The organism is Yinghuangia soli (genome assembly GCF_021502675.1).
In the GTDB taxonomy this organism is placed as follows: Bacteria; Actinomycetota; Actinomycetes; order Streptomycetales; family Streptomycetaceae; genus Yinghuangia; species Yinghuangia soli.
This window is the reverse complement of sequence record NZ_JAKFHA010000031.1, coordinates 5,429-26,131: the sequence shown is the minus strand read 5'-3', so window position 1 is coordinate 26,131 and position 20,703 is coordinate 5,429. Positions and strand designations below refer to the sequence as shown.

The window sequence follows — 20,703 nt, the reverse complement described above, 5'->3', positions numbered from 1 at the left end:
TGCCGCGCCTCCCCGTGCCGCGCGCTGTCACCGGTGGCCCCGACCGCCACAGCCCCCAGGCGCACGCCAATCCGGAGCCGGTGCCCGCGCACCGGCGACCGGCGACCGTCACCCCACCCTTCCTGCGGCACCCCTGGCTTCGTCCACGCCGCCATCAGGCCGCGCACCCGGGCAGCCCGCCCGCGACTGCCCCGCGGACCGGCCTCGACGACCACCACGCCGCGCCGCCTTCAGCCGAGCCCGCCTCCCGCACCCGCATGCGGACGCGCCTCCGCGGAGCCGCCCCCGAGCACCACGCCCCGGCACGCCGCCTCTCGGCCCCACCACGCCCTCCGCCCACCCGCCGCGTCACTCAGGCGCAAGCCGTCTCGGAGCCGAGGCCCTCGACCTCCGGAGCCGCGACAGTCACCTCACCCCTCTGGAGACACCCTCGGCTCCGTCCGCGCGTTCGCCGACAGACCCGCGCGCGGCTCGCCGGCCGCCGCTGCGCCTCGGACCGGCCTCGACGGCCCCACGCCGCGCCACCATGTGGAGGCCCCCGTGCACGCCCCCGAAGCCGTCCGCTTCACGGTCCCCGTCCAGGCAACGCAACGCCCTGGACCGCCGAGGCGTCCCAGGCATCCGACGCCGACGAATCCGTCCCCGTCGCCGTGGCATTCGCGTACCTCGCCGAGCGCTTCGAGACCGCCCGCGCCGCCGACCGCGTCCGCGGAGCCGCCCCGAGCGCCACGCCCCGGAACGCCGCCTCGCCTCGTCCGTGCCCCCCACCTCGCCCCCACCTCGCCCCCACCTCGCTGCGCACCGAGCGCAGCGACCGTCGGGCCGCGAGCCGATCTCGACCCTGTCGGCCCGCCATCCCGTCCGCCCACCCACCGCGGCACTCAGGCGCAAGCCGTTTCCGAGCCGGGCCCTCTGTCTCCGGGGCCGCGACAGCCACCACCCCTTCCGCGGGGCCACCCCGAGCGCCACGCCGCCCCCGCACCTCCGCCGCGCAGCAACGCCCCGGCGCAGGCCGGTCTCGGGCAGCGGCGGCTTCGGTGTGCGCGTCCCTCCCGCCGTTCCCTCCCGCCGTCCCGTCTCGCCCTCTCCGCCGCATTCACCCCGTACGTGCTCCGACCCCGCGTCCGCGCGCCGAGCGCCCTCCGCACCGCGGGGGGCCGATCTCGATAGGCTGACCGCACATGCACGCAGACCCCCGACCAGCGGGGGTTTCCGAGGAGAACGGCCGCCGGCCTGGTCGCGCGGCGGCACGGCGAGACCGGTGGAGGAAACGCAACCGATGACAGGAACCCCCGTACCGGGCCAGGGCGCCGGGCCCGCGCGCGGTCCCGAGGCGCTGCCGCCGCGGGCCAAACTGGCGGTGACCGCGAGCCGCGTGACCGCGGCGATCTCGCGCCGCGCAGGCAAGGGCAGCGGTTCGGTGATCGGCGGGAAGATCGCGCTGCGTATCGCCCCCGATCTGCTGGCCCAACTGGCCGACCACCTCCAGGTGGTCCTGGTGTCGGGCACCAACGGCAAGACCACCACCACCCGACTGGTGGCCGAAGCCCTGCGCGCCGCAGGACCCGTGGTCTCCAACGCCCTGGGCGCCAACATGCCCGCCGGCATCACCTCCGCCCTCGCCGGCGCAGGCGACGCCCGGTTCGGCGTCATCGAGGTCGACGAGAAGTACCTCTCCGGTGTCGCCCGCGACGCCGACCCCATCGCGATCGTCCTGCTCAACCTCTCCCGCGACCAGCTCGACCGGGCCGCCGAGACCCGCATGCTCGCCGAGAAGTGGCGCGAAGGACTCCGCGGCACCGAAGCCGTCCTCGTCGCCAACGCCGACGACCCCCTGGTCGTCTGGGCCGCTTCGTCCGCCAAGGATGTCGTCTGGGTCGCGGCCGGCCAGATGTGGCAGGAGGACTCCTGGTCCTGCCCCTCGTGCGGCGGCGTCATGCACCGCCCCGGCGACGACTGGTACTGCAGCGACTGCGACTTCCGCCGCCCCCAGGTCACCTGGTCCCTCGTCGGCGAGGAAATGGTCGACCCGGACGGCCAGGTCTGGCCCCTCGACCTGCAGCTCCCCGGCCGCGCCAACCGCGCCAACGCCACCACCGCCGCAGCTGTCGCCTCCGTCTTCGGCGTCGACACCGCGTCCGCGCTCGCCCGCATGAAGAACGTCACCGCGGTCGCCGGCCGCTACGACGTCGTCTCCTACCGCGGCCGCAACCTGCGCCTGCTCCTCGCCAAGAACCCCGCCGGCTGGCTGGAGACCTTCTCCCTCATCGACCCCGCACCCGCCCCGGTGTTCCTCTCCGTCAACGCCCTCGACGCGGACGGCAAGGACACCTCCTGGCTCTGGGACGTCGACTTCACCAGGCTCGCCGGCCGCCCCCTGTTCGTCCTCGGCCAGCGCCGCCTCGACCTGGCCGTCCGCCTCGACGTCGCCGGCCTCGAGTTCTCCGTCCACGACGACCTCGCCGGCGCGGTCGCCGCCTGCCCGCCCGGACAGATCGAAGTCATCGCCAACTACACGGCGTTCCAGCAGCTGCGCCGCACCATCAAGGAGGCGCAGGCATGATCGGCATGAGCAAACTGCGGCTTGTCTGGATCTACCCCGACCTCCTCAGCACCTACGGCGACCAGGGCAACGCCCTCATCGTCGAACGCCGGGCCCGGCTCCGCGGCATCGACGTCGAACGCATCGACGTCCGCTCCGACCAGCCCGTCCCCACCTCCGGCGACATCTACCTCATCGGCGGCGGCGAAGACCGCCCGCAGCGCCTCGCCGCCGAGCGCCTGCGCCGCGACCCCGGCCTCGGCCAGGCCGTCGCCCGCGGCGCAACCCTCCTCGCGGTCTGCGCCGGGTACCAGATCATCGGCCACGAGTTCGTCGACGACCTCGACCGCGTCGAGCCCGGCCTCGGACTCCTCGACGTCAAGTCCGGTCGCGGGCCGGTCGGCCGCCGCTGCGTCGGCGAGGTCCTCGCGGACGTCGACCCCGTGCTCGGCCTCCCGCCGCTGTCCGGGTTCGAGAACCACCAGGGCGTCACCCACCTCGGCCCCGGCGTCAAACCGCTTGCCCGGGTCACCGCAGGCTTCGGCAACGGCACCGACGACGGCAGCGAGGGCGCCTACGCGGGCCGGGTCATCGGCACGTACCTGCACGGTCCGGTCATGTCCCGCAACCCCGGACTCGCCGACCTGCTCCTCACCTGGGCCACCGGCGTCCCGCTGACCCCGCTCGAGGACCGCTGGCACGAACAGCTCCGCGCCGAACGCCTCAAGGCCGTCCGCGCCGCCGCGAGCTGACCCCGGAAGCAGCACAGCAGCACAGGAGCAGCACAGCGCGAAGCGCCGGTGGGCGCGTACCGGGACTTCCTCGGTACGCGCCCACCGGCGTGTAGGACGCAGGGCACCGGAAGGGGTTGGATTCCCGGCGCGCCGACGCCGACAACTCTCCTCCCCGCCCCGTCAGTTCCCCGTAAAGAAACGGTTCACCGGACCCGCCGCCGCGGCCCGCTGCTTCGCCACTACTTCGCCGCTACTTCGCCACGGAGTAGCGCAACTGCGCGAACCCGCCGCCGGCATCCGCCGCCGACTCCAGACGCAGCGGCACATCCGCGGCCAGCTCCCCGAACAGCCGGTGCCCGGCCCCGATCAGGACCGGCGCGACGCTGATGACGAACGCGTCGACCCGGCCCGCCCGCACGAAGCTCTGGATCAGCCGCCCGCCGTCCGGGTACACATGCGCGAAGCCGCGCCCGTCCAGGTCCGCGATCAGCGCGTCCAGGCTGCGGTACACGGTCACCCGCGGGTCGGCGTCCTCCGCGAGCGTGGTGCTCAGCACCGCCACATGCCGGTCGCCGTACGGCCAGTTCTCCGCACCGAAGCCGACCGCCGTCTCGTACGTGTTGCGGCCCAGCACCACCGCGTCGACCGTGTCGAGGAACGCGAAGAACCCCATGTCGCCGGCCTTCTCGCCGCGCGAGGTCAACCACTCGATGTCGTCGTCCGGGCGGGCGATGTACCCGTCCAGGCTGGTCCCGATGAAAACCGTGGCACTGAAAGTCATGTGTTCCTCCCGAGCAGGTGGTCGAGGTCGCCGCGGAGCAGGGCGGCGGGATCGCCGTCGCCGGTGAGAGCCCAGCCCAGCAGCGACCCGTCCGTGGTGATCCGCACCGCGCGCGCCAGCCGCCGTACATCCGTGCCGGACGGCAGCTCGCCCTGCGCGACGGCGTCGGCGAGCAGCTCCTGAAGCGCCGCGTCCACCGCACGCGTGTGCGCGGCGGCATGCACGCGGAACTCCGGGTCCGCCAGGTCCAGTTGCAGCATCCCGAGGTGGTTCGCCATCTCCTCGGGCGTGGACATGTGCCCGGCGTTCTCCGCGGCGACGGCGTACAGCGCCGCCAACGGCGAGTCGTACGCCGCCCGTGCCCGCAGGTACGGGCCGGCGGCCTGCGCGGCCGCATCCGCGGCGAACGCCAGCAGCAGGCCCCGCTTGGACCCGAAACGCTGCGACAGCGTCGCCGGCGAGACCCCCGCCTCGGCACCCACATGCGCCAGGGTCAGCCTCCCGGGCCCGTGCGCACCGATGGCCCGCCCCGTGGCGGCGAGGATGTCGGCATCGCTGGTGGTACGTGGTCGCGGCATGGGCTCCTCCCTTCGGAACCGACCCTAGCACGTTTATAAATGGCCGTTCATTTATAAATTCGGGGAGACACGACCCAGCCCACCCGGACCCCACCACGACACACTGCACGCACCCGCCGTGCCGGCCACCCGCCCTACGGCCCCGGCCGCACCCGCGACGCCCGCCCCAGCAGATACCGCTGCTCCGCCACACTCGCCGTCCCCCGAGCCGCCTCCCGGTACCACCCGTACGCCGCCCCCGGCTCCCCCGACCGCTCCAGCAGATGCGCCCGCACCGCAGCCAGCCGGTGATGCCCCGCCAACCGCCCGTCCCCGTCCAACCCCGCCAGCAACGCCAACCCCGCCGCCGGCCCCTCCACCTCGGCCAGCGCCACCGCACGGTTCAACGTCACCACCGGATTCGGCGCGATCCGCTCCAGCACCAGGTACAGCCCGTGCACCTGCACCCAGTCCGTCTCCGCCGCCGTCGCCGCGTCCGCATGCGTCGCCGCAATCGCCGCCTGCACCTGGTACGGCCCCAACGCCGGCGCCGCCAACGCCGCCTTCGCCAACGCCATCCCCTCCGCCACCATCCCCCGGTCCCACCGCGACCGGTCCTGCTCCGCCAACGGCACCAACTCCCCCGCCGCACACGTCCGCACCCCGCGCCGCGCATGCGTCAGCAGCATCAGCGCCAGCAGCCCGCACACCTCCCCGTCCTCCGGCAGCTGCGCATGCACCATCCGCGTCAGCCGAATCGCCTCACCCGCCAGATCCGCACGATGCAACGCACCGCCCGACGACGCCGTGTACCCCTCGTTGAACACCAGGTACAGCACCTGCAGGACCACCCGCAGACGCTCCTCCCGGTCCGCACCCTCCGGCAGCGCGAACGTACTCCCCGCCGCCCTGATCCGCTGCTTCGCCCGGCTGATCCGCGCCGCCATCGTCCCCTCCGGCACCAGGAACGCCCGCGCGATCTCCGCCGTCGTCAACCCGCCCACCGCACGCAGCGTCAACGCGGTCCGCGACGCCGCCGACAGCACCGGATGGCAGCACAGAAACAGCAGCACCAACGTGTCGTCGCAGTCCCCCGGCACCCGCACATCCGCACCCGCGGCCTCCGCCGCCGCCTCCGCCGCCACCGCCGACTCCCGCACCCGGCGCGCCCGGTCGCTGCGCATCTCGTCCACCAGCCGCCGCGCCGCCACTGTCGCCAGCCAACCCCGCGGATTGCCCGGCACACCCTCCGCGGGCCACCGCACCGCAGCCGCCAGCACGGCCTCCTGCACCGCGTCCTGGCACCCCTCGAACTGCCCGTACCGCCGCACCAACCCGCCGAGGACCTGCGGCGCAAGCTCGCGCAACAGGCCCTCGGCAGACGCGGACAACCGCACCGGACCGGCAAGCGGCCCCGCCCCCTTCACGCGCACCGGCACATCCCGCCCCCGGCGCCGCCCCGGATCACGCCTCCAACGGCCCGTCGGAGAACATCACCTGGCGCACCTCCACCCCCAGGCCCGCGATCCCCGCGTCCGGAATCCGCGCTGCCAGCGCGACCGCGCGCTCCTTGTCCTCGCAGTCGACCAGGTAGAACCCGCCCAGGAACTCCTTCGCCTCCAGGAACGGCCCGTCCGTCACCACCGGCCCGCCCTCGCGCACCGACACCACACACGCCTGCGACGGATCCACCAGCGCCAACGTGGTGATCAGCTCCCCCGACTCCTTCAGCGCCTCGATGAACGCCCCGTGCCCCGCGCCGATCGCCGCCTTCTCCTCGTCCGTCAACGCCTCCAGCACCACCGGGTTGATGTGCAGGCCCACCAGGAACTTCATGACGCACTCCTCTTCGCGCTCCGGAAGGACCCGGCCGGGCCCTTCACCGGGGAAGTCGGAGCCGAACCCGCCGTCTTGACATCCCCCGCCGAAAAACCCGCACGAAATTCCGCCCCGGCCCCCCGGCATCCGCGTCAAGAACCCGCCGCCCGCTCCGACCACCCGGTGAAACAGCGACACCGCGCACCGGACGGCGGCCACGCCCCGGCGCACCCGGACACCCCGAGGAGCCCTCGCCATGCACACCCGCCGGCCCGCCTGGCCGGGACTCGCCGTCCTCATGCTGCCCACGTTCATCGTCGCGATGGACACCACCGCCCTGCTCCTCGCGCTCCCCCGGCTCGGCACCGACCTCGGCGCCACCGCCGTCGAACAGCTGTGGATCAGCGACAGCTACGGCTTCATGGTGGCCGGCACCGTCGTCGCCATGGGCACACTCGGCGACCGCATCGGACGCCGCCGCCTGCTCCTCGCCGGCGCCGCGGCCTTCGCCGCCCTCTCGGTCGCGGCCGCCTTCACGACCGACCCCGGCAGCCTGATCGCCGTCCGCGCACTCCTCGGCATCGCCGGCGCGACACTCGCCCCCGCCACCCTCGGCCTGATCATCGAGATGTTCCCCGACCCGCGGAAGCGCGGCAAAGCCGTCGCCCTGTGGGCCGCCTGCCAGTTCACCGGCGGCGCACTCGGACCCGTCGTCGCCGGAATCCTCCTGCAGCACTTCTGGTGGGGCGCCGTCTTCCTCGCCGCCGTCCCCGCCATGGCCGTCCTCCTGGCCGCCGGACCGGTCCTGCTCCCCGCATCCCGCGGCGACCGCACCGCCGCCCTCGGCCTGCCCGACGTCGCCCTGTCCCTCGCCGCCGTCCTCCTGACCGTCCACGGCATCAAACAGGCCGCCGTCCACGGCACCACCGCGGACACCCCCCGGCAGTTCCTCGTCCCGGCACTCGCCCTGGCCGCCGGCGCAGTCCTGGGCGGCATTTTCGCCCGCCGCCAACTCCGCGCCCGCACACCGCTGCTGGACCTGCGGCTGCTCCGGGACCGCCCGTCCGCCGCCGTCCTCGCCGCCCTGGTGGGCGCCGGCATCGCCCTCGCCGGCACCGGCCTGCTCGTCACCCAGTACCTGCAGAACGTCCACGGCCGCACCCCGGCCGCGACAGCACTCCTCTTCGCCCCCGTAGGCCTGGGCGTCGCGGCCGGCACCCTGGCCGCCCCCGCACTGGCCCGCCGCATGCCGCCCGCCACCGCAATCGCCGGCGGGCTCGCCCTGTCCGCGGCCGGCGGCCTCCTCCTGGCCGCCACCGGAACCGCCCGGGGAACAGCCGATTTGCTGCTGATCGTCACCGCGGCGACCGTCCTCGCCCTCGGCACCGGACCTCTCTTCGCCCTCGGGACCGGCCTCGTCGTCGGGTCCGTGCCCCCGGAGCGCGCCGGCTCGGCGGCCGCCGTCTCCGAGACCGGCAACTACATCGGCGGATCCCTCGGGTTCGCCCTGCTCGGCACACTCGCCGCCGCCATCTACCGGGAACGCACGGACGGCTCCTCGGAATCGCCCGCGGCCGCAGCCGCCGCAAGCCGCGACCTGCCCGCCGACGAGGCCGCCCGCCTGCTGAACGCCGCACACGACGCCTGCACCGCAGGCATGCGCGCCACCGGACTCGTCTGCGCGGCCGTCCTCGCCGCCCTCGCCGTCCTCGTCACCGCGGCGATGCGGCCCGCGTCGGACCGGGCGCAGGCGGGCCGGCCCCCGGAGAACGAACCGCCCGCTACCCGGCGTCCGGCGCCGGATGGCGCTGCCGGAAGGTGAAGGCCTCCGGGCTCGGGCCGTTCCGGCGGAGCAGTTCCAGGCGCTCCGCGCCCTCCTGCTCCGTCGGCCGGTGCCCGGCCGGGACCCACCACATGACCTGCGAGCGCTCCCCGATGTCGCCGAACCACTCGCCGCGGCGCCGCAGGTAGTCCAGATGCGGACCGCGGTACGCGAAGTCCCAGAGCGTGTCGATGTCCGCCCAGACCGACAGGTTCACCAGCACGTCGGCGGCGAACACGGCCGGCTCGTACGTCGCATCTGGGTTCGCCTCGTCGCCGATCAGCCGCCACACGAAACCGGGCGACGCCTCGGCAAGCTGGTTGATCTTGTGCAGCCCGGCCACGAAATCGGCGAGCTGCGGAGAGTCGATGGGCGCCCGCAGCTGCGCGACGTTGAGCTGCGCGAGCTGGTACGCGGACGAGGAACCGGCGGCAGGGGACACGGCAGGGGACACGGAATCGGTCGACGCAGTGCGCGCCGGGGCAGGTGTGTTCGGCATGGCAGCCATGTCACCACCTCACGAGCCTCTATGTCAATCATCATTGTTTTTAGAAGCTTCGGCCCCCTCCCGCACCTCCAGCACCACACAGCACCCGTCCGCACCCGACCCGATCCGCGGCCGCCACGCCGACGCCCCCACCCCCTCGACCAACCCCTCCAACAACGCCAGATTCATCCCGCACACCAACGGCGGGAACTGCTCCGCCAACCGATGGAACGGGCAATTCCGCAACCGCACCACCCCGCCCCCGCCATCCCCCGGCCCGGACCCGCCCGCAGCCGACTCGCCCGCCCCGGATGCCTCGCTCCCGGACGCATCGGCCCCGGACTCGTCCGCCCCCGAAACACCCGACTCGACCACCGGCTCGTACCCCCGGGCCCGCAACGCCGCCGCCAACCGCTCCCGCTGCTCCGCGACCGACTCCCGCACCCCCTCCGGAGCCCGGAACGCCCGCCCCGCAGCCCGCCCTTCGGCCCGCCCCGACGCCGCCACCGCATCGTCCGCCCGCAACCGCTCGAGCGCATCCGCCAGCACCAGCCCCGCCGCGTCGTACTCACGCCGCGGAACCGACACCGCCACCTCCCCCGCAGACGCCCGGTAGTACTTCGCCGGCCGCCCCGCCCCCGGCCCCGAACGCCCGGCCGGACGCGCGAACGCCACATCCACCAGCCCTACTTCGGCAAGCTTGTCCAGATGATGCGCCGCCAGCGTCCGCTGCACGCCCACCGCATCCGCAGCCTCCGCACGGCCCACGTCATGCCCCGCCGCCGCCACATACCGGAACAGCGCACGCCGCACCGGATCCGCCAGCACCGCGAGGGCGTCGAGCGCATCATCCTGCGCATTTCCGTGCGCATCGTCCCGCTTGTTCACGTCCACTCTCGGAGTCTAGGCCGCCCCCCGCCGCCAGCCCGTTTCCCCACCGCAAACCCCGGAGACACCCCCGCTGCCAGCTGCCAGACTCCCCCGATGATCGGCTTCCGCTTCGGCCTGCGCCCCCTCGACGACGTCCGCCCCTGGGGCGACGGGACCCTCCACTGGTTCGCCCTCACCGACGGCTGGTACTGCATCGACGCCGCCGGCCACGAACTCCTCCGCTACGCACCGCCCCCGAGCCCCGGCCCCGAACCTGCCGACCCCGAACCTGCCGACCCGGCACGAGACCAGCCGCCCGAGCCGGCCCCCGACCCGTTCGACCACTACGTCGACTACTTCGTGGTCCGACTCTGGGAAGACCTCCTCTACCTGCTCCCCGACCTCCTCGCCCCCGACGCCTCCGGTACGACCGGCAGCAGCCACACCCTCGACCTCGGATACCTCCGCGTCGCACCCCGCCTGCGCCTGCGGCGTACGCGCACCACCGCCGCCGACACCGTCACCCTCGCCTGGGAGAACCCGCCCGACGACCCCGACGTCCGGTTCACCGCCCCACCCGCCGGCCGCACCACCATCCCCACCGCCGACTTCCTCGCCGCCGTGGCCGACCTGCACGACAACCTCTTCACCGCCATGGACGCACGGATCCGCACCCTGGAGACCGCGGGCCTGCCACCCGGCATCCACATCGACCTGGCAGCCCTGCGCCGCGAACACGCCGACCGCGCGACCTGGCTCGAACGCGCCCTGGCTCGCACCGAGTTCGCCTGACCGCCGACACCGCCGCGCACACAAAGACAGGGTGCCGCCCCCGGACAAAGGGGCGGCACCCCGTATCGCGGGGGGCGGCACCCCGCGTCCGGTCAGGCCTCCAGGCGGTACGGGCCCCGCAAGGGGTCAGGCCGAGGCCCACATCCACACGCCCGGAAAACCGACCGACGACAACACACACGCCACGCATGGACGCACCCCACCACCCGGCGCCGTCTGCCCCCACCGCTCGCACCTACGCATCGATACCGATGAACGCCAAGGGCAGCGCCCGCACACCGCCCTGTGGCGCCGTACGCCCACTCGCCGCTCTCACGACAACTCCGCACGCCCCAATCACCAGCTGTGCGTGAGGCCTACGAGACGTCAGCGGCAACGCCCATATACCGCCCCACGGAACGCAGGCCCACGCCACCGCCCACACGCCACGCCCTCACGCGCCTCACGGCACGCGAGTCCGGACCGAACTGCCCGCCTCGCCGCGCACCGCGCACCCACGCGACGCACCCGCCACAGGTCCGCACCCCGCCACTGCTGTACATCGGTGCCGAAGGGACGCCGATGGCAGCGCTCGTACACCGCTCCGCGGGACGCGAACCCACACCGCGGCCCGCGCATGCCGCCGCACTCGCCGCTCTCTCACGACAAGTCCGCGCACCCCGCTCCGCACGCCGCATCCACGCAGTCCTGCCGGTGGCCCGACTCCGCATGCCCCTCTCCGCCAGCCCCGCCGAGCCGAATCGGTGCCTTCCCGGCCACCGGCCCGCCCTCACGCGCCGCCCCGGAACATCCCGCTGTCTTAGCCGACCCACCGCACGCCGGCCTCCGTACGCGCCCGACGCCCAGAAGCACTCCCACACCTCCGACTCCCCCGCCCGCCCCCTTGCCGCATACCCATGCCAGGGACGCCGACCGACACGACCAACTGCGTCTTTTCCCTCTCTTCTTGCTGGTGAGGTTTTTTGGGGGTCGCCGAGATTGTACGCAGTAAGGGCCTGTTACTAAATGCAGATGGCCCGCGACATCCCTTCGATACGCAGGTCCCCGCACGCTACGTCGAACTGGTGTGTGCTTTCCGGTACTTCGCTGCCAGGTCACCCGTTCGGCCCAGCGGCGGACGCCGTGGCGGGCCGTCCGACGGCCAGTAGGCGGCCCGCCACGTGCAACCGCATCGATTCCTCCCCGTCGGTGCGGCTTCCACTGTGCGGGCCATCCCCCGACGCGTCATCCGCAATCCGCGCAAGAACCCTGCGCACTCAGCGCGAGCGCAGCACGAGGCCCTGCCGCCCCGACTCGAACACCGGGGAACGCCCGCGCAGATCGGCGCCGAGGGCCACCAGGTGCAGCACCGCACGGGAGAGCCGGCCGAGCAGGGCGACCTTCAACGCGTCGCCTGCGCGCAGCAGTTGCCTGCCGCGCTCGAGCTTCGGACGGGACGCCCTCGCGCCGCTCGCAGTGTCGGCGTGCACGCGGTCGCGGTCGACGCGCCTTGCGGAATGATCGACGTAGAGGACTATAGTGCTAGGCAACTAGATAAATGGAGGAACCGGTGATTGAGTTCCACCTGAACAGCCGGTCCGGCCTGTCCCCGTACCAGCAGTTGGTCCAGCAGGTTCGGCATGCACTGCGCCTGGGTCTCCTCAGGGAGGGAGACCGGCTGCCGACGGTCAAGGACGTGGCGCGGCAGATGGCGGTCAACCCGAACACGGTGCTCAAGGCGTACCGGGAACTGGAGCACGACGGCCTGGTGGCCGCCCGTCCCGGTGTCGGGACATTCGTGACCCGGACGCTGGCCGACGACACGCTCGCCGCGCAGGGACCGCTGCGTAAGGACCTGCGGCGCTGGCTGGCCAAGGCCCGCCTGGCCGGTCTCGACGACGAGAGCATCGAGGCGCTGTTCGTGAGCACGTTTCGCAGCACTGCCGGAGAGGACGTGGCGTGAGCGCCGTCTTGCGAGCCCGTGGCCTGGGCAAGAGGTACAAGAAGCGCTGGGCGCTGCAGAACTGCGACCTCGAGGTCCCCGCCGGCCGGGTGGTGGGCCTGGTCGGCCCCAATGGCGCCGGCAAGTCGACCTTGTTGAAACTGGCCTGCGGCATGCTGACCCCCACGGCCGGCACCATCGAGGTGTGCGGTGGTCGTCCTGCTGCGGGTGTGGAACAACTGGCGAAGGTGGGCTTCGTCGCCCAGGACACCCCGGTCTACGCCGCGCTGAGCGTCGCCGACCACCTCGATTTCGGCAAGCGCCTCAGCCCGGGATGGGACGACGCCGAAGCGCGCGACCGGATCCGTCGCCTCGGCCTGGACCCGAAGCAGCGCGCCGGCAAGCTGTCCGGCGGCCAGCGCGCGCAGCTCGCTCTCACTCTGGGCATCGCCAAGCGCCCGGAGCTGCTCATCCTGGACGAGCCGGTCGCGGCCCTGGACCCGCTCGCCCGACGGGAGTTCATGCAGGACTTGATGGAGGCCGTCGCCGAGCACGAACTGAGCATCGTGCTCTCCTCCCACCTGGTCTCGGACGTGGAGCGAACCTGCGACTACGTCATCGTCGTGGTCGACTCCCAAGTACAGGTTGCCGGTGACATCGACGACCTGGTCGCCGGCCACTACCGGCTCACCGGACCGCGCCGGGACATGGATGCCCTCCCGGCCGGTCAGCACGTCATCACCGCCAGCCACACCGACCGGCAGACCACGCTCGTGGTGCGCACCGACACCGCGGTCCACGATCCGTCCTGGACCGTCGACCCGCTCGGCCTGGAAGACATCGTGCTGGCCTACATGGCCCGGCCCGCCGACGCAGTACGTGACACCCGGCCGGCACTGGAGGTAGTCCGATGATCTGGCTGACCTGGCGTCAGTTCCGCACCCAGGCCGCCGTGATGTCCGCCGCGGTGGCCGCCCTCGCCGCCCTCTTGGCGGTCACCGGCCCGCACCTGGCCGACCTCTACCGGACGGCCGGCAGCAGCCTGGTGGACCAGGTCTCCAGTTCGGACCAGACCCTCTACTACACCGGGCTGCTGGTCGTGCTCGCCGTGCCGGCGGTCATCGGGATGTTCTGGGGCGCACCGCTGATCTCCCGTGAACTGGAGACGGGCACCAACTGCCTTGCGTGGAACCAGGGCGTCACCCGCACGCGCTGGCTGGCGGTGAAGCTGGGCGTCGGTGCGGTGGCGGCCATGACCGCTGCCGGACTGACCAGCCTCGCGGTGAGCTGGTGGAGCAGCCCCATCGACCGGGCCGTCGACGGCGGTGGCGCGACGGACACATACTTCGCGCGGCTCGACCCCGTGGCCTTCGCCGCACGGGGTGTCGTCCCCATGGCCCACGCCGCTTTCGCCTTCGTCCTGGGCGTCGCGCTCGGTCTGGTCATCCGACGCACCCTGCCGGCGATGGCCGCCACCCTCGCCCTGTACGCCGCCGTCCAGATCGCCGTGCCGATATGGATCCGGCCCCACCTGGCCGCCGCGGACCGGACGACCGTGCCGATCGCGCCCGACGGCGCCCCCATCAGCATCCAGGACGGCGCCAAGCAGATCGTCGCGCACCTCGAAGACGTGCCAGGGGCCTGGGTCACCTCCCAGCAGACGCTGGACGCCGCCGGTCAGCCGGCCGCCGTGCCGTCGTCCTTCGCCGACTGCCTGCGCACCGAGGCGGGCCCGCCGACCCTGCAGCAGGTCGACCGCTGCGTCGCCGACCTCGGCGCCTTGGGCTACCAGCAGCAGGTGACCTACCAGCCCGCCGGCAACTTCTGGTCCCTTCAATGGGCCGAGACCGGGCTCTATCTCGGCCTCGCCCTGGCCCTGACCGGGTTCTGCGCCTGGTGGATCCGCCGCCGGGTGACCTGACAGACGCCACCCCCTGCCGGAGGAGATCCGAGGGGCAGCCGGGACCCGGCTGCCCCTCGCGGCGTCGGCAGGGTCCCGGTACGTCTCGCTCAGTGCCCGCGGTACGCAGCCGCGCCGCCCGAACCGCCGGCTCCTCCCCCGCCGCCCGGCAGAACCTGCAGGCCCTGGACGGCGCGCAGCTCTCCCGGTGTCATCCCGTACACGCTTCGGAACGCCCTGCTGAAGTCCCCCGGGCGCAGTGCCCACCGGGCCGCGATCTCGGCGATCGTGCGGTCCCGCAGTGCGCTGTCGGTGAGGTCCGCGCGGCAGCGCGCCAGCCGCCGGGTACGGATGGACGCGGCCACGGACTCCGGCTCCCCGCGGAAGAGTTCGTGCAGCGCACGGACCGAGATGTGGTGGTGCGCGGCGATCGCCGCGGGGTTCAGCCCGGGCTCGCCGAGGTGGCGTTCGATGAACGCCCGGACGCGGGCCAGCAGCACGGCCTTCCGCGTCGCGCCCGGCACTGCCGTGTCGTCGCCCAGCTGCGCGGCGAGCACCGTCGCGGCCAGGTCCACGCCGATGTCGCCTAGCCGTTCGAGGGTGCCCGGGTCCGAGGTGCGCGCCGCGTCGGGCAGTCCGGTGAGGTAGCCGCCGAGCAGCCGTGCGGCGCCGGTGCGGCCGCTGATCGGCCGGGCGAGCAGGCGGTCGGCGCGGTCGCCGTCCAGCGGGAGGGCGTGGCGGGGCAGCCGGATCAGCGTGAGCCGGGTCTGCCGGCCGGCGTCGAGGAAGTCGCAGTCCAGGGGCTGCGAGGTGGAGAAGAGCGCCAGGTCGCCGGCCTCCAGGAAGGCGGTGCTGCGCGCTTGTTCGAGCCGGATGGGGGTGTCGCGTACCAGGACCAGGAAGTAGCACTCGGGGTCGTGGCGGCGGATCTGCACCGCCGACCGGCGGGCCGTCATGGGCGAGAAGCCGAACGCCGCGACCTGGGCGCGCGGGGTGTCCACGACGGCCGCGCGGCCGCGGAACACCGCGGCGTGCGGGCTGCGGACGGACACCGGCATGACCTGGTCCGCGACCATGTCGGTCCACCAGCCGAACCGCTCCGCCTCGGGAACGATGCTGGTGGTCACTTCGGCGACCGGCCCCGCGCCCCCGCCGCCCGATCCGGGTGCCGCACCGGTTGAACGCATCCCGCGATGATGCCAGCGCGGCCATACGAAGGCCATGCGCAGGCAATGCGAACGCGATGCCAAGGCGATGCGAAGGCCGTGCGAAGCCACACCGGCACCGGTGGCGTCGCACACGCTCCGGGCTCCCCGTCAGTCGTCCCGGTCGCCGGCCGTTCACTTTCCGGACCCTACTGTCCGATATCAGAACAGTCCTTGGTGGAATCGCTGCCATTCCGGTCGCCACCGGGACCCCGCCTCGGCATCCCGGCACCCATGAGCACCGAGCTGCACGTGCGCGCCAATGGCGGATCCTGCCCAACCGATTGCCTGCGAAAACAAGCAGCAGGTCAGCAACTCCCTTGCGATACAATGATCTTGCTTCTCAAGATCACCAACTCCCCTTGTTACAAGGGACTTCATGGCATCGATCCGCAGATTCCACGAACTTCCGGATCATCGTGAACGATCCCCGCAGGCAATCCCGTCCGCGCGGTCCCGAACGATTTGGATGGCCAATCGTCTCGCATTCTGGATAGTCCGCGTTCTGCGGCAGATCCACACTGGCTCCCTGTGCATCCGTCCCAGGGGGTCGAACTTGCCTTACGTCATTGCCTGTTTGGTTCTCGTCGGGACCATCGCCCTGCTGAACCTCGGACTGCTCCTGGTCATCCTGCGCCGCTGGCAGGAGCTGGAGGCCGTGCGGCGGCGCGAGGACTTCGCCGCACAGGGCCCGCAACCGGGCGACAAGCTGCCGGAGTTCACCGTCACCGCGCTCAGCGGCCGGACCCTGACCCGCAACGACTACCGCTCCGGCGAGCTGCTGCTTGGCGTCTTCTCGCACGACTGCCCGTCCTGTGCCGACAGGATCCCGGAATTCGCCGAACGCGCCGACCGCACACGGGAGTCCGGAGGCAAGGTCATGGCCCTGGTGATGGGCGAGGACACCGGCGAGAGCACGCTGATCGGCAAACTCGTCGGCCCCGCGGACGAGATCGTCCCCGCGCCCGAGGCCCAGCCGCTCTTCCAGGCGCTGCGCGTGCCCGGCTACCCCACGATCCTTTCCTACCGGCGCGGCGTGATCCCGGACCGCCCCGCCGCCGAACGCCGCCGCCCCGCACCGGCGGCCCACTGAACCCCGGTGCGTCCGCCATCCGCGGCCGCACCGAGGAAAGAAGGAAATCGCACAGTTCGTCTCACCGGTCGACGCGACCCGTCGACCCACTTCGAGAGGAGAACCATGCGCACGCTCAAGGCCGGTGCCAGCCGCATGATCGAACGCATTCTGCCCAAGGCCGACGCCGAGGCAGGCTGCCCGCCGGACTGCTGGACCGAGTGGAGCACCAGCGGCCAGCGGTGCCGCCGTTGTTGCGACACTCCCCGCTGCACGGTGTCGTGCGGTAGCTGGAGCTACTGCTGACACACACGGGGCGGGCCGCTTGCGGCCCGCCCCGTTCCTTCCCCCGTGCCGTGCCCCGTCGCCTGCTCCTCTCCCTCCCCCCGCGCCGCTCCCGTGCCGATTCCCCGGAGTCACGTTGTCCGACCTGCTGCTCATCTGCCGCCTGACGCTGATCTGCGTGCTGGCCGTGGCCGGCGTCGCCAAGCTTCGCGACCGCGACCAATTCGCCGAGGCGCTGCGCGACTTCCCGTTCCTGCCCGCCGCCGCGCGCCCCGCACTCGCCGTCCTGGTGCCGGCCGCCGAACTCCTCGCCGCCGTCCTCCTGCTCCTCCCTTGGACGGTGGGCCTCGGCCTGGCCCTGGCAGCGGTGCTGTGCGCCGCGTTCACCGCCGTCGCGGTGGCCACCATGCGCCGCGGCAGCTCGGTCGGCTGCGCGTGCTTCGGCAGCCGGACCTCGGTGCCGATGGGCCCGTGGCATGTGGCCCGCAACGTGGCGCTCACCGCGCTGGCCGCGGTCGGCGGCGCGGTCGCCCTGGCCGACGGGACGTCCACGTCCCTCGAGGCGCCCGCGGTCGCGCTCGCGGTCGGCGCTGCCGCCTACCTGACCGCGCTCGCGGTCTTCACCGACGACCTCGCCTTCTTCTTCTCGGCCCGTGCCGGCCGACGCTGAAAGGACGCCCCCGAAGTGACCTACGCCGTCGCCGGCCTCGCCCTCATGGTCGCCGCCACCCTCGTCAACGCCCTGCTCACCACCAAGGTGGTCAAGGCCTGGCAGGCCGTGATCACCGCTCCGCCGCGGCCCCGCAACGCGGTCCCCGCCGAGGACGAGCCGACCCTCGCCGTCGCGGAGGGCGAGCGACTGCCCGCCTTCACACTGCACACGCCCGAAGGCGAGGCCACCGAGTCGGCGCTCGACGGGCAGCCCGCACTCATCTGCTTCCTGCGCCCCGCGTGCGGTCCGACGCGCGACAGCCTCCCGGAGATCGAGCGCTGGGCCGCGGCGAACACCCCGTCCGGAGCGCGCCTGGTCGCCATCGTCAACGGGGCCGAGGACGAGGCCGGCCCGCTCCTGGAAGCGGTCACGCCGCTCACCGGGCTGACCGCCGTCGAGCCGTCCGGCGGTCCCGTGGCGACCGCGTTCGGGGTCCGCTACCACCCCAGCTTCGTGCTCGTCCGCGCGGACGGGACCATCACCGAGACGGGCATCGGCCAGGGCTCGCTGCCCGCCCTGAACCTGCTCACCGTATGAGCACAGGACGCGGCACGAGCCGCCGCGGCACCGGCGGGCGCGGCACTGACGGGCGTGGCACGGGCAAAGTGAAACTCGCGGACCGCACAAAGGAGTTCGCCCGCGGCCTCACCGCCGCGCTGGCCCTGACGGTACGCGCCTGCCCGGGCGCGCTCGCCGTCCGCATCGCGACCGTGCTGATCGCGGGCATCGCCCCGGTCGCGGCGTCCTGGCTGCTCAAGTACGTGGTCGACAACCTCGCCGACGGCGGGTTCCGTACCGCGGACCTGACCTGGGCCGCGGCCGGCATCGGCCTGCTGACCGTGCTGCTGGCGGCGAGCGCGGCCGTCTCCGCGTACGCCGACGGCCGCATCCGCCGGGCCACCTCGACGCAGGCGCAGACCGAGCTGCTCACCGCGGTGAACCGGCTCAGCGGCCTGTCGAAGCTCGAACAGCCCGCGTTCCAGAACCGCGTGCAGCTCGGCATCCAGAGCGCGCAGGGCGCCGAGCGGCTGGTCGGCGCAGTCCTGCAGTGCGCGCAGAACGTGCTGACGCTGGCCGGGTTCCTGGGCAGTCTGCTGCTGATCAGCCCGGTGCTGACCGGGATCCTGGTCGCCGCGGCCGTCCCGGCGCTGTTCGCGCAGTTGGCCAACAGCCGCCACCGCGCCGACATGTTCTGGCGGACCAGCAGCCTGGCGCGGCGGCAGATCTTCTACCGCGGGATCCTGACCGATCCCCAGGCCGCGAAGGAGATCCGGCTGTACGGCCTGGGCGGCTACTTCGCCCGGCGCATGCGCAGCGACCTCGACGGCATCAACCGGCAGGAGGAGCAGCTCGACCGGCGGCTCGCGGTGTACGAGACGGGCCTGGCGGTGCTGGGCGCCCTCGTGTCGACCGGTGCGCTGGTCTGGGCCGTGCACAAGGCCGCGTCCGGTGCGCTTAGTGCGGGCGACGTGTCGCTGCTGGTGGCGGCGCTCGCCGGGATGCAGGCGGCGCTGGCGGCGCTGGTCGGGTGCATCGCGCAGGGGCACCAGACGGCCCTGATGTTCGGCCACTACGTGCACGTGACGCAGGTCCGGGACGACCTGCCGGCCCCGGCCGCGCCGGTGGCCCCGCCGCCGCTGGCGCGCGGACTGGAGCTGCGGGACGTGTGGTTCCGGTACTCCGAGGACGGGCCGTGGATCCTGCGCGGCGTCGACCTGGCCGTCCCGCACGGCGGCAGCCTGGCGGTCGTGGGCCTGAACGGGGCGGGCAAGAGCACGCTGGTGAAACTGGTGTGCCGGCTGTACGACCCGCAGCGCGGCAGCATCACCTGGGACGGCGTGGACCTGCGCGACATCCCCGCCGACGAGCTGCGGCAGCGCATCAGCGTGGTGTTCCAGGACCCGATGGAGTACGACCTGTCCGCCGCGGAGAACATCGGCCTGGGCGACCTGGACGCGTTCGACGACCATGAGCGTATCCGCGCCGCCGCGGCCGATGCGGACGTGCACGACGTGCTGGCGGGCCTGCCGCGCGGCTACGACACCATGCTGAGCCGGATGTTCTTCCCGGACGACCTCGACGACCCCGACGATCCCGGGGGTTCGGGCGTCCAGCTGTCCGGCGGCCAGTGGCAGCGCGTCGCGCTCGCCCGGGCGCTGATGCGGTCCGGGCGCGACCTGATGATCCTGGACGAGCCGAGCACGGGTCTGGACGCCGTGGCCGAGCGCCACGTCCACGACCGGCTCGCCGAGTTGCGCCGCGGTGCGACGAGCATCCTGGTCTCGCACCGGCTCAACAGCGTGCGCGCCGCGGACAGCATCGTCGTCATCGCGGACGGGGTCGTCCGGGAGTCCGGCACGCACGACGAACTGATGGCCGCGGGCGGGTCCTATGCCGAGTTGTTCCGCCTGCAGGCGGAGGGCTACGCGCAGTCCGAGGGGTACGAGGAGGCCGTCCGATGAGCATCGCGACCGCACTTCTGGGTGTCCTGGCCGTCCTGCTCGTCCTGGCGGCGCTCCTGGGGCTGGCCCGCGGCCGCCTGGTCGCGGTGACCGTACGCGGCTACAGCATGTCGCCGGTGCTGATGCCGGGCGACCGGCTGCTCATGCTGCGCGGCCGCCGCCGGATCGCGGCAGGGCGGGTGGCCGTGGTCGTCGCCCCCGACCGCGAACTCGGCTGGAAGACCCCGGCGGACAGCTCTCCCGACTCCTGGTACGTCAAGCGCATCGTCGCGGTCCCCGGGGATCCGGTGCCGGCCTGGGCGACGCGCTGCCCGGGGACTCATGTGCCGCCGGGCATGCTGATCCTGCTCGGCGAGCGGCCCGGTTCGCGGGATTCCAAGCAGTGGGGCTACTGCCCGCAGGACAAGCTCATCGGGACGGTCCTCTTCCGGCTCCGTGCCGCCGCGGCCGCCGCCGAGGCGGACGGCGACGACGCGGAGCCGGCTCCGAGCACCCGCTGACGGCAGTCCGGCACGGCTACGAACACCCCTGAACGCAGTCCCGCGCAGTCCCGCGCAGTCCCGCGCAGTCCCGCGCAGCTCCGAGCACGCCCCGGCCTCGGTCCCGCGAAGGCCCTTCGGGGGGACCTTCGAGGCCCTCCGAAGGCCCGCCGAAACCGGCTCTTGTCCCGGCCGCGGGGGGGGGGGGGGGGTGGGGGGGGGCCCCCCCCCCGCCCCGGGGGGTTTGTGTTGGTGGGGCGCCGA

22 protein-coding genes are annotated in these 20,703 nt (G+C 73.1%); 14 read left to right on the top strand and 8 right to left on the bottom strand.

Annotation, left to right across the window (positions count from 1 at the left end; translation table 11 throughout):
- Positions 1 to 1,279 precede the first annotated feature (1,279 nt).
- Together LZ495_RS34035 and LZ495_RS34030 are read left to right on the top strand one after the other, a co-directional pair.
- Positions 1,280 to 2,563, top strand: a complete 1,284-nt coding sequence (locus tag LZ495_RS34035) for a MurT ligase domain-containing protein (RefSeq protein WP_235056957.1) — start codon at positions 1,280 to 1,282, stop codon at positions 2,561 to 2,563.
- Entirely contained in the window at positions 2,560 to 3,294 is a 735-nt protein-coding gene (locus tag LZ495_RS34030) for a type 1 glutamine amidotransferase (RefSeq protein ID WP_268823702.1), read from the top strand. Before LZ495_RS34035 ends, LZ495_RS34030 begins: the two co-directional genes overlap by 4 nt.
- 232 nt (positions 3,295 to 3,526) lie before the next feature.
- Here LZ495_RS34030 and LZ495_RS34025 read toward each other — a convergent pair whose 3' ends face one another.
- From LZ495_RS34025 to LZ495_RS34010, 4 genes are all read right to left on the bottom strand, one after another.
- On the bottom strand, positions 3,527 to 4,057 hold the full coding sequence (locus LZ495_RS34025; RefSeq protein ID WP_235056956.1) for a dihydrofolate reductase family protein: 531 nt from the start codon (positions 4,055 to 4,057) through the stop codon (positions 3,527 to 3,529).
- Positions 4,054 to 4,635, bottom strand: coding sequence for a TetR/AcrR family transcriptional regulator (locus LZ495_RS34020; protein ID WP_235056954.1), 582 nt, complete (start codon positions 4,633 to 4,635; stop codon positions 4,054 to 4,056). Before LZ495_RS34020 ends, LZ495_RS34025 begins: the two co-directional genes overlap by 4 nt.
- Before the next feature lie 134 nt (positions 4,636 to 4,769).
- A complete protein-coding gene (locus tag LZ495_RS34015; protein WP_372498685.1) occupies positions 4,770 to 6,047 on the bottom strand; it encodes an RNA polymerase sigma factor in 1,278 nt (425 codons plus the stop codon).
- A gap of 31 nt (positions 6,048 to 6,078) precedes the next feature.
- The gene (locus tag LZ495_RS34010; protein WP_235056952.1) at positions 6,079 to 6,450 is read right to left on the bottom strand and encodes a YciI family protein; all 372 of its coding nucleotides are present in this window, start codon (positions 6,448 to 6,450) and stop codon (positions 6,079 to 6,081) included.
- A gap of 238 nt (positions 6,451 to 6,688) precedes the next feature.
- Between LZ495_RS34010 and LZ495_RS34005 the strand changes: the two genes are divergently transcribed.
- The gene (locus LZ495_RS34005) at positions 6,689 to 8,254 is read left to right on the top strand and encodes an MFS transporter (protein ID WP_235056951.1); all 1,566 of its coding nucleotides are present in this window, start codon (positions 6,689 to 6,691) and stop codon (positions 8,252 to 8,254) included.
- On the opposite strand, the gene LZ495_RS34000 is transcribed toward LZ495_RS34005, so the two are convergent.
- Together LZ495_RS34000 and LZ495_RS33995 are read right to left on the bottom strand one after the other, a co-directional pair.
- Entirely contained in the window at positions 8,214 to 8,762 is a 549-nt protein-coding gene (locus LZ495_RS34000) for a DUF3291 domain-containing protein (protein ID WP_235056950.1), read from the bottom strand. The genes LZ495_RS34005 and LZ495_RS34000 overlap by 41 nt on opposite strands.
- Positions 8,763 to 8,786: 24 nt before the next feature.
- The gene (locus LZ495_RS33995; protein ID WP_235056949.1) at positions 8,787 to 9,635 is read right to left on the bottom strand and encodes a helix-turn-helix transcriptional regulator; all 849 of its coding nucleotides are present in this window, start codon (positions 9,633 to 9,635) and stop codon (positions 8,787 to 8,789) included.
- Positions 9,636 to 9,725: 90 nt separating this feature from the next.
- Here LZ495_RS33995 and LZ495_RS33990 point away from each other — a divergent pair, with 90 nt between their 5' ends.
- The gene (locus LZ495_RS33990) at positions 9,726 to 10,403 is read left to right on the top strand and encodes a DUF5984 family protein (RefSeq protein WP_235056948.1); all 678 of its coding nucleotides are present in this window, start codon (positions 9,726 to 9,728) and stop codon (positions 10,401 to 10,403) included.
- A gap of 1,256 nt (positions 10,404 to 11,659) precedes the next feature.
- On the opposite strand, the gene LZ495_RS33985 is transcribed toward LZ495_RS33990, so the two are convergent.
- Positions 11,660 to 11,932, bottom strand: coding sequence for a recombinase family protein (locus LZ495_RS33985; protein ID WP_235056947.1), 273 nt, complete (start codon positions 11,930 to 11,932; stop codon positions 11,660 to 11,662).
- Between the two features lie 8 nt (positions 11,933 to 11,940).
- Here LZ495_RS33985 and LZ495_RS33980 point away from each other — a divergent pair, with 8 nt between their 5' ends.
- From LZ495_RS33980 to LZ495_RS33970, 3 genes are read left to right on the top strand one after another with little or no spacing between them, the layout of a single operon-like run.
- On the top strand, positions 11,941 to 12,345 hold the full coding sequence (locus LZ495_RS33980) for a GntR family transcriptional regulator (protein WP_235056945.1): 405 nt from the start codon (positions 11,941 to 11,943) through the stop codon (positions 12,343 to 12,345).
- A complete protein-coding gene (locus LZ495_RS33975) occupies positions 12,342 to 13,238 on the top strand; it encodes an ABC transporter ATP-binding protein (protein ID WP_235056941.1) in 897 nt (298 codons plus the stop codon). The genes LZ495_RS33980 and LZ495_RS33975 overlap by 4 nt, the downstream gene beginning before the upstream one ends.
- The gene (locus LZ495_RS33970) at positions 13,235 to 14,245 is read left to right on the top strand and encodes an ABC-2 membrane transporter-related protein (protein WP_235056940.1); all 1,011 of its coding nucleotides are present in this window, start codon (positions 13,235 to 13,237) and stop codon (positions 14,243 to 14,245) included. The genes LZ495_RS33975 and LZ495_RS33970 overlap by 4 nt, the downstream gene beginning before the upstream one ends.
- Before the next feature lie 89 nt (positions 14,246 to 14,334).
- On the opposite strand, the gene LZ495_RS33965 is transcribed toward LZ495_RS33970, so the two are convergent.
- A complete protein-coding gene (locus tag LZ495_RS33965) occupies positions 14,335 to 15,411 on the bottom strand; it encodes an AraC-like ligand-binding domain-containing protein (protein ID WP_235056937.1) in 1,077 nt (358 codons plus the stop codon).
- Positions 15,412 to 15,663: 252 nt separating this feature from the next.
- Here LZ495_RS33965 and LZ495_RS33960 point away from each other — a divergent pair, with 252 nt between their 5' ends.
- From LZ495_RS33960 to LZ495_RS33930, 7 genes are all read left to right on the top strand, one after another.
- Positions 15,664 to 15,852, top strand: coding sequence for a hypothetical protein (locus LZ495_RS33960; RefSeq protein ID WP_235056936.1), 189 nt, complete (start codon positions 15,664 to 15,666; stop codon positions 15,850 to 15,852).
- Between the two features lie 154 nt (positions 15,853 to 16,006).
- Complete coding sequence (locus LZ495_RS33955; RefSeq protein WP_235056934.1) at positions 16,007 to 16,522, top strand: redoxin domain-containing protein; 516 nt, start codon at positions 16,007 to 16,009, stop codon at positions 16,520 to 16,522.
- A 105-nt stretch (positions 16,523 to 16,627) separates the two neighbouring features.
- Entirely contained in the window at positions 16,628 to 16,807 is a 180-nt protein-coding gene (locus tag LZ495_RS33950; protein WP_235056930.1) for a hypothetical protein, read from the top strand.
- 115 nt (positions 16,808 to 16,922) lie between these two features.
- Positions 16,923 to 17,456, top strand: a complete 534-nt coding sequence (locus LZ495_RS33945; RefSeq protein ID WP_235056928.1) for a MauE/DoxX family redox-associated membrane protein — start codon at positions 16,923 to 16,925, stop codon at positions 17,454 to 17,456.
- A 15-nt stretch (positions 17,457 to 17,471) separates the two neighbouring features.
- A complete protein-coding gene (locus LZ495_RS33940) occupies positions 17,472 to 18,035 on the top strand; it encodes a TlpA family protein disulfide reductase (RefSeq protein WP_235056926.1) in 564 nt (187 codons plus the stop codon).
- On the top strand, positions 18,032 to 19,960 hold the full coding sequence (locus tag LZ495_RS33935; protein ID WP_235056924.1) for an ABC transporter ATP-binding protein: 1,929 nt from the start codon (positions 18,032 to 18,034) through the stop codon (positions 19,958 to 19,960). The genes LZ495_RS33940 and LZ495_RS33935 overlap by 4 nt, the downstream gene beginning before the upstream one ends.
- Positions 19,957 to 20,460, top strand: coding sequence for a S26 family signal peptidase (locus LZ495_RS33930; RefSeq protein ID WP_235056923.1), 504 nt, complete (start codon positions 19,957 to 19,959; stop codon positions 20,458 to 20,460). Before LZ495_RS33935 ends, LZ495_RS33930 begins: the two co-directional genes overlap by 4 nt.
- Positions 20,461 to 20,703 lie beyond the last annotated feature (243 nt).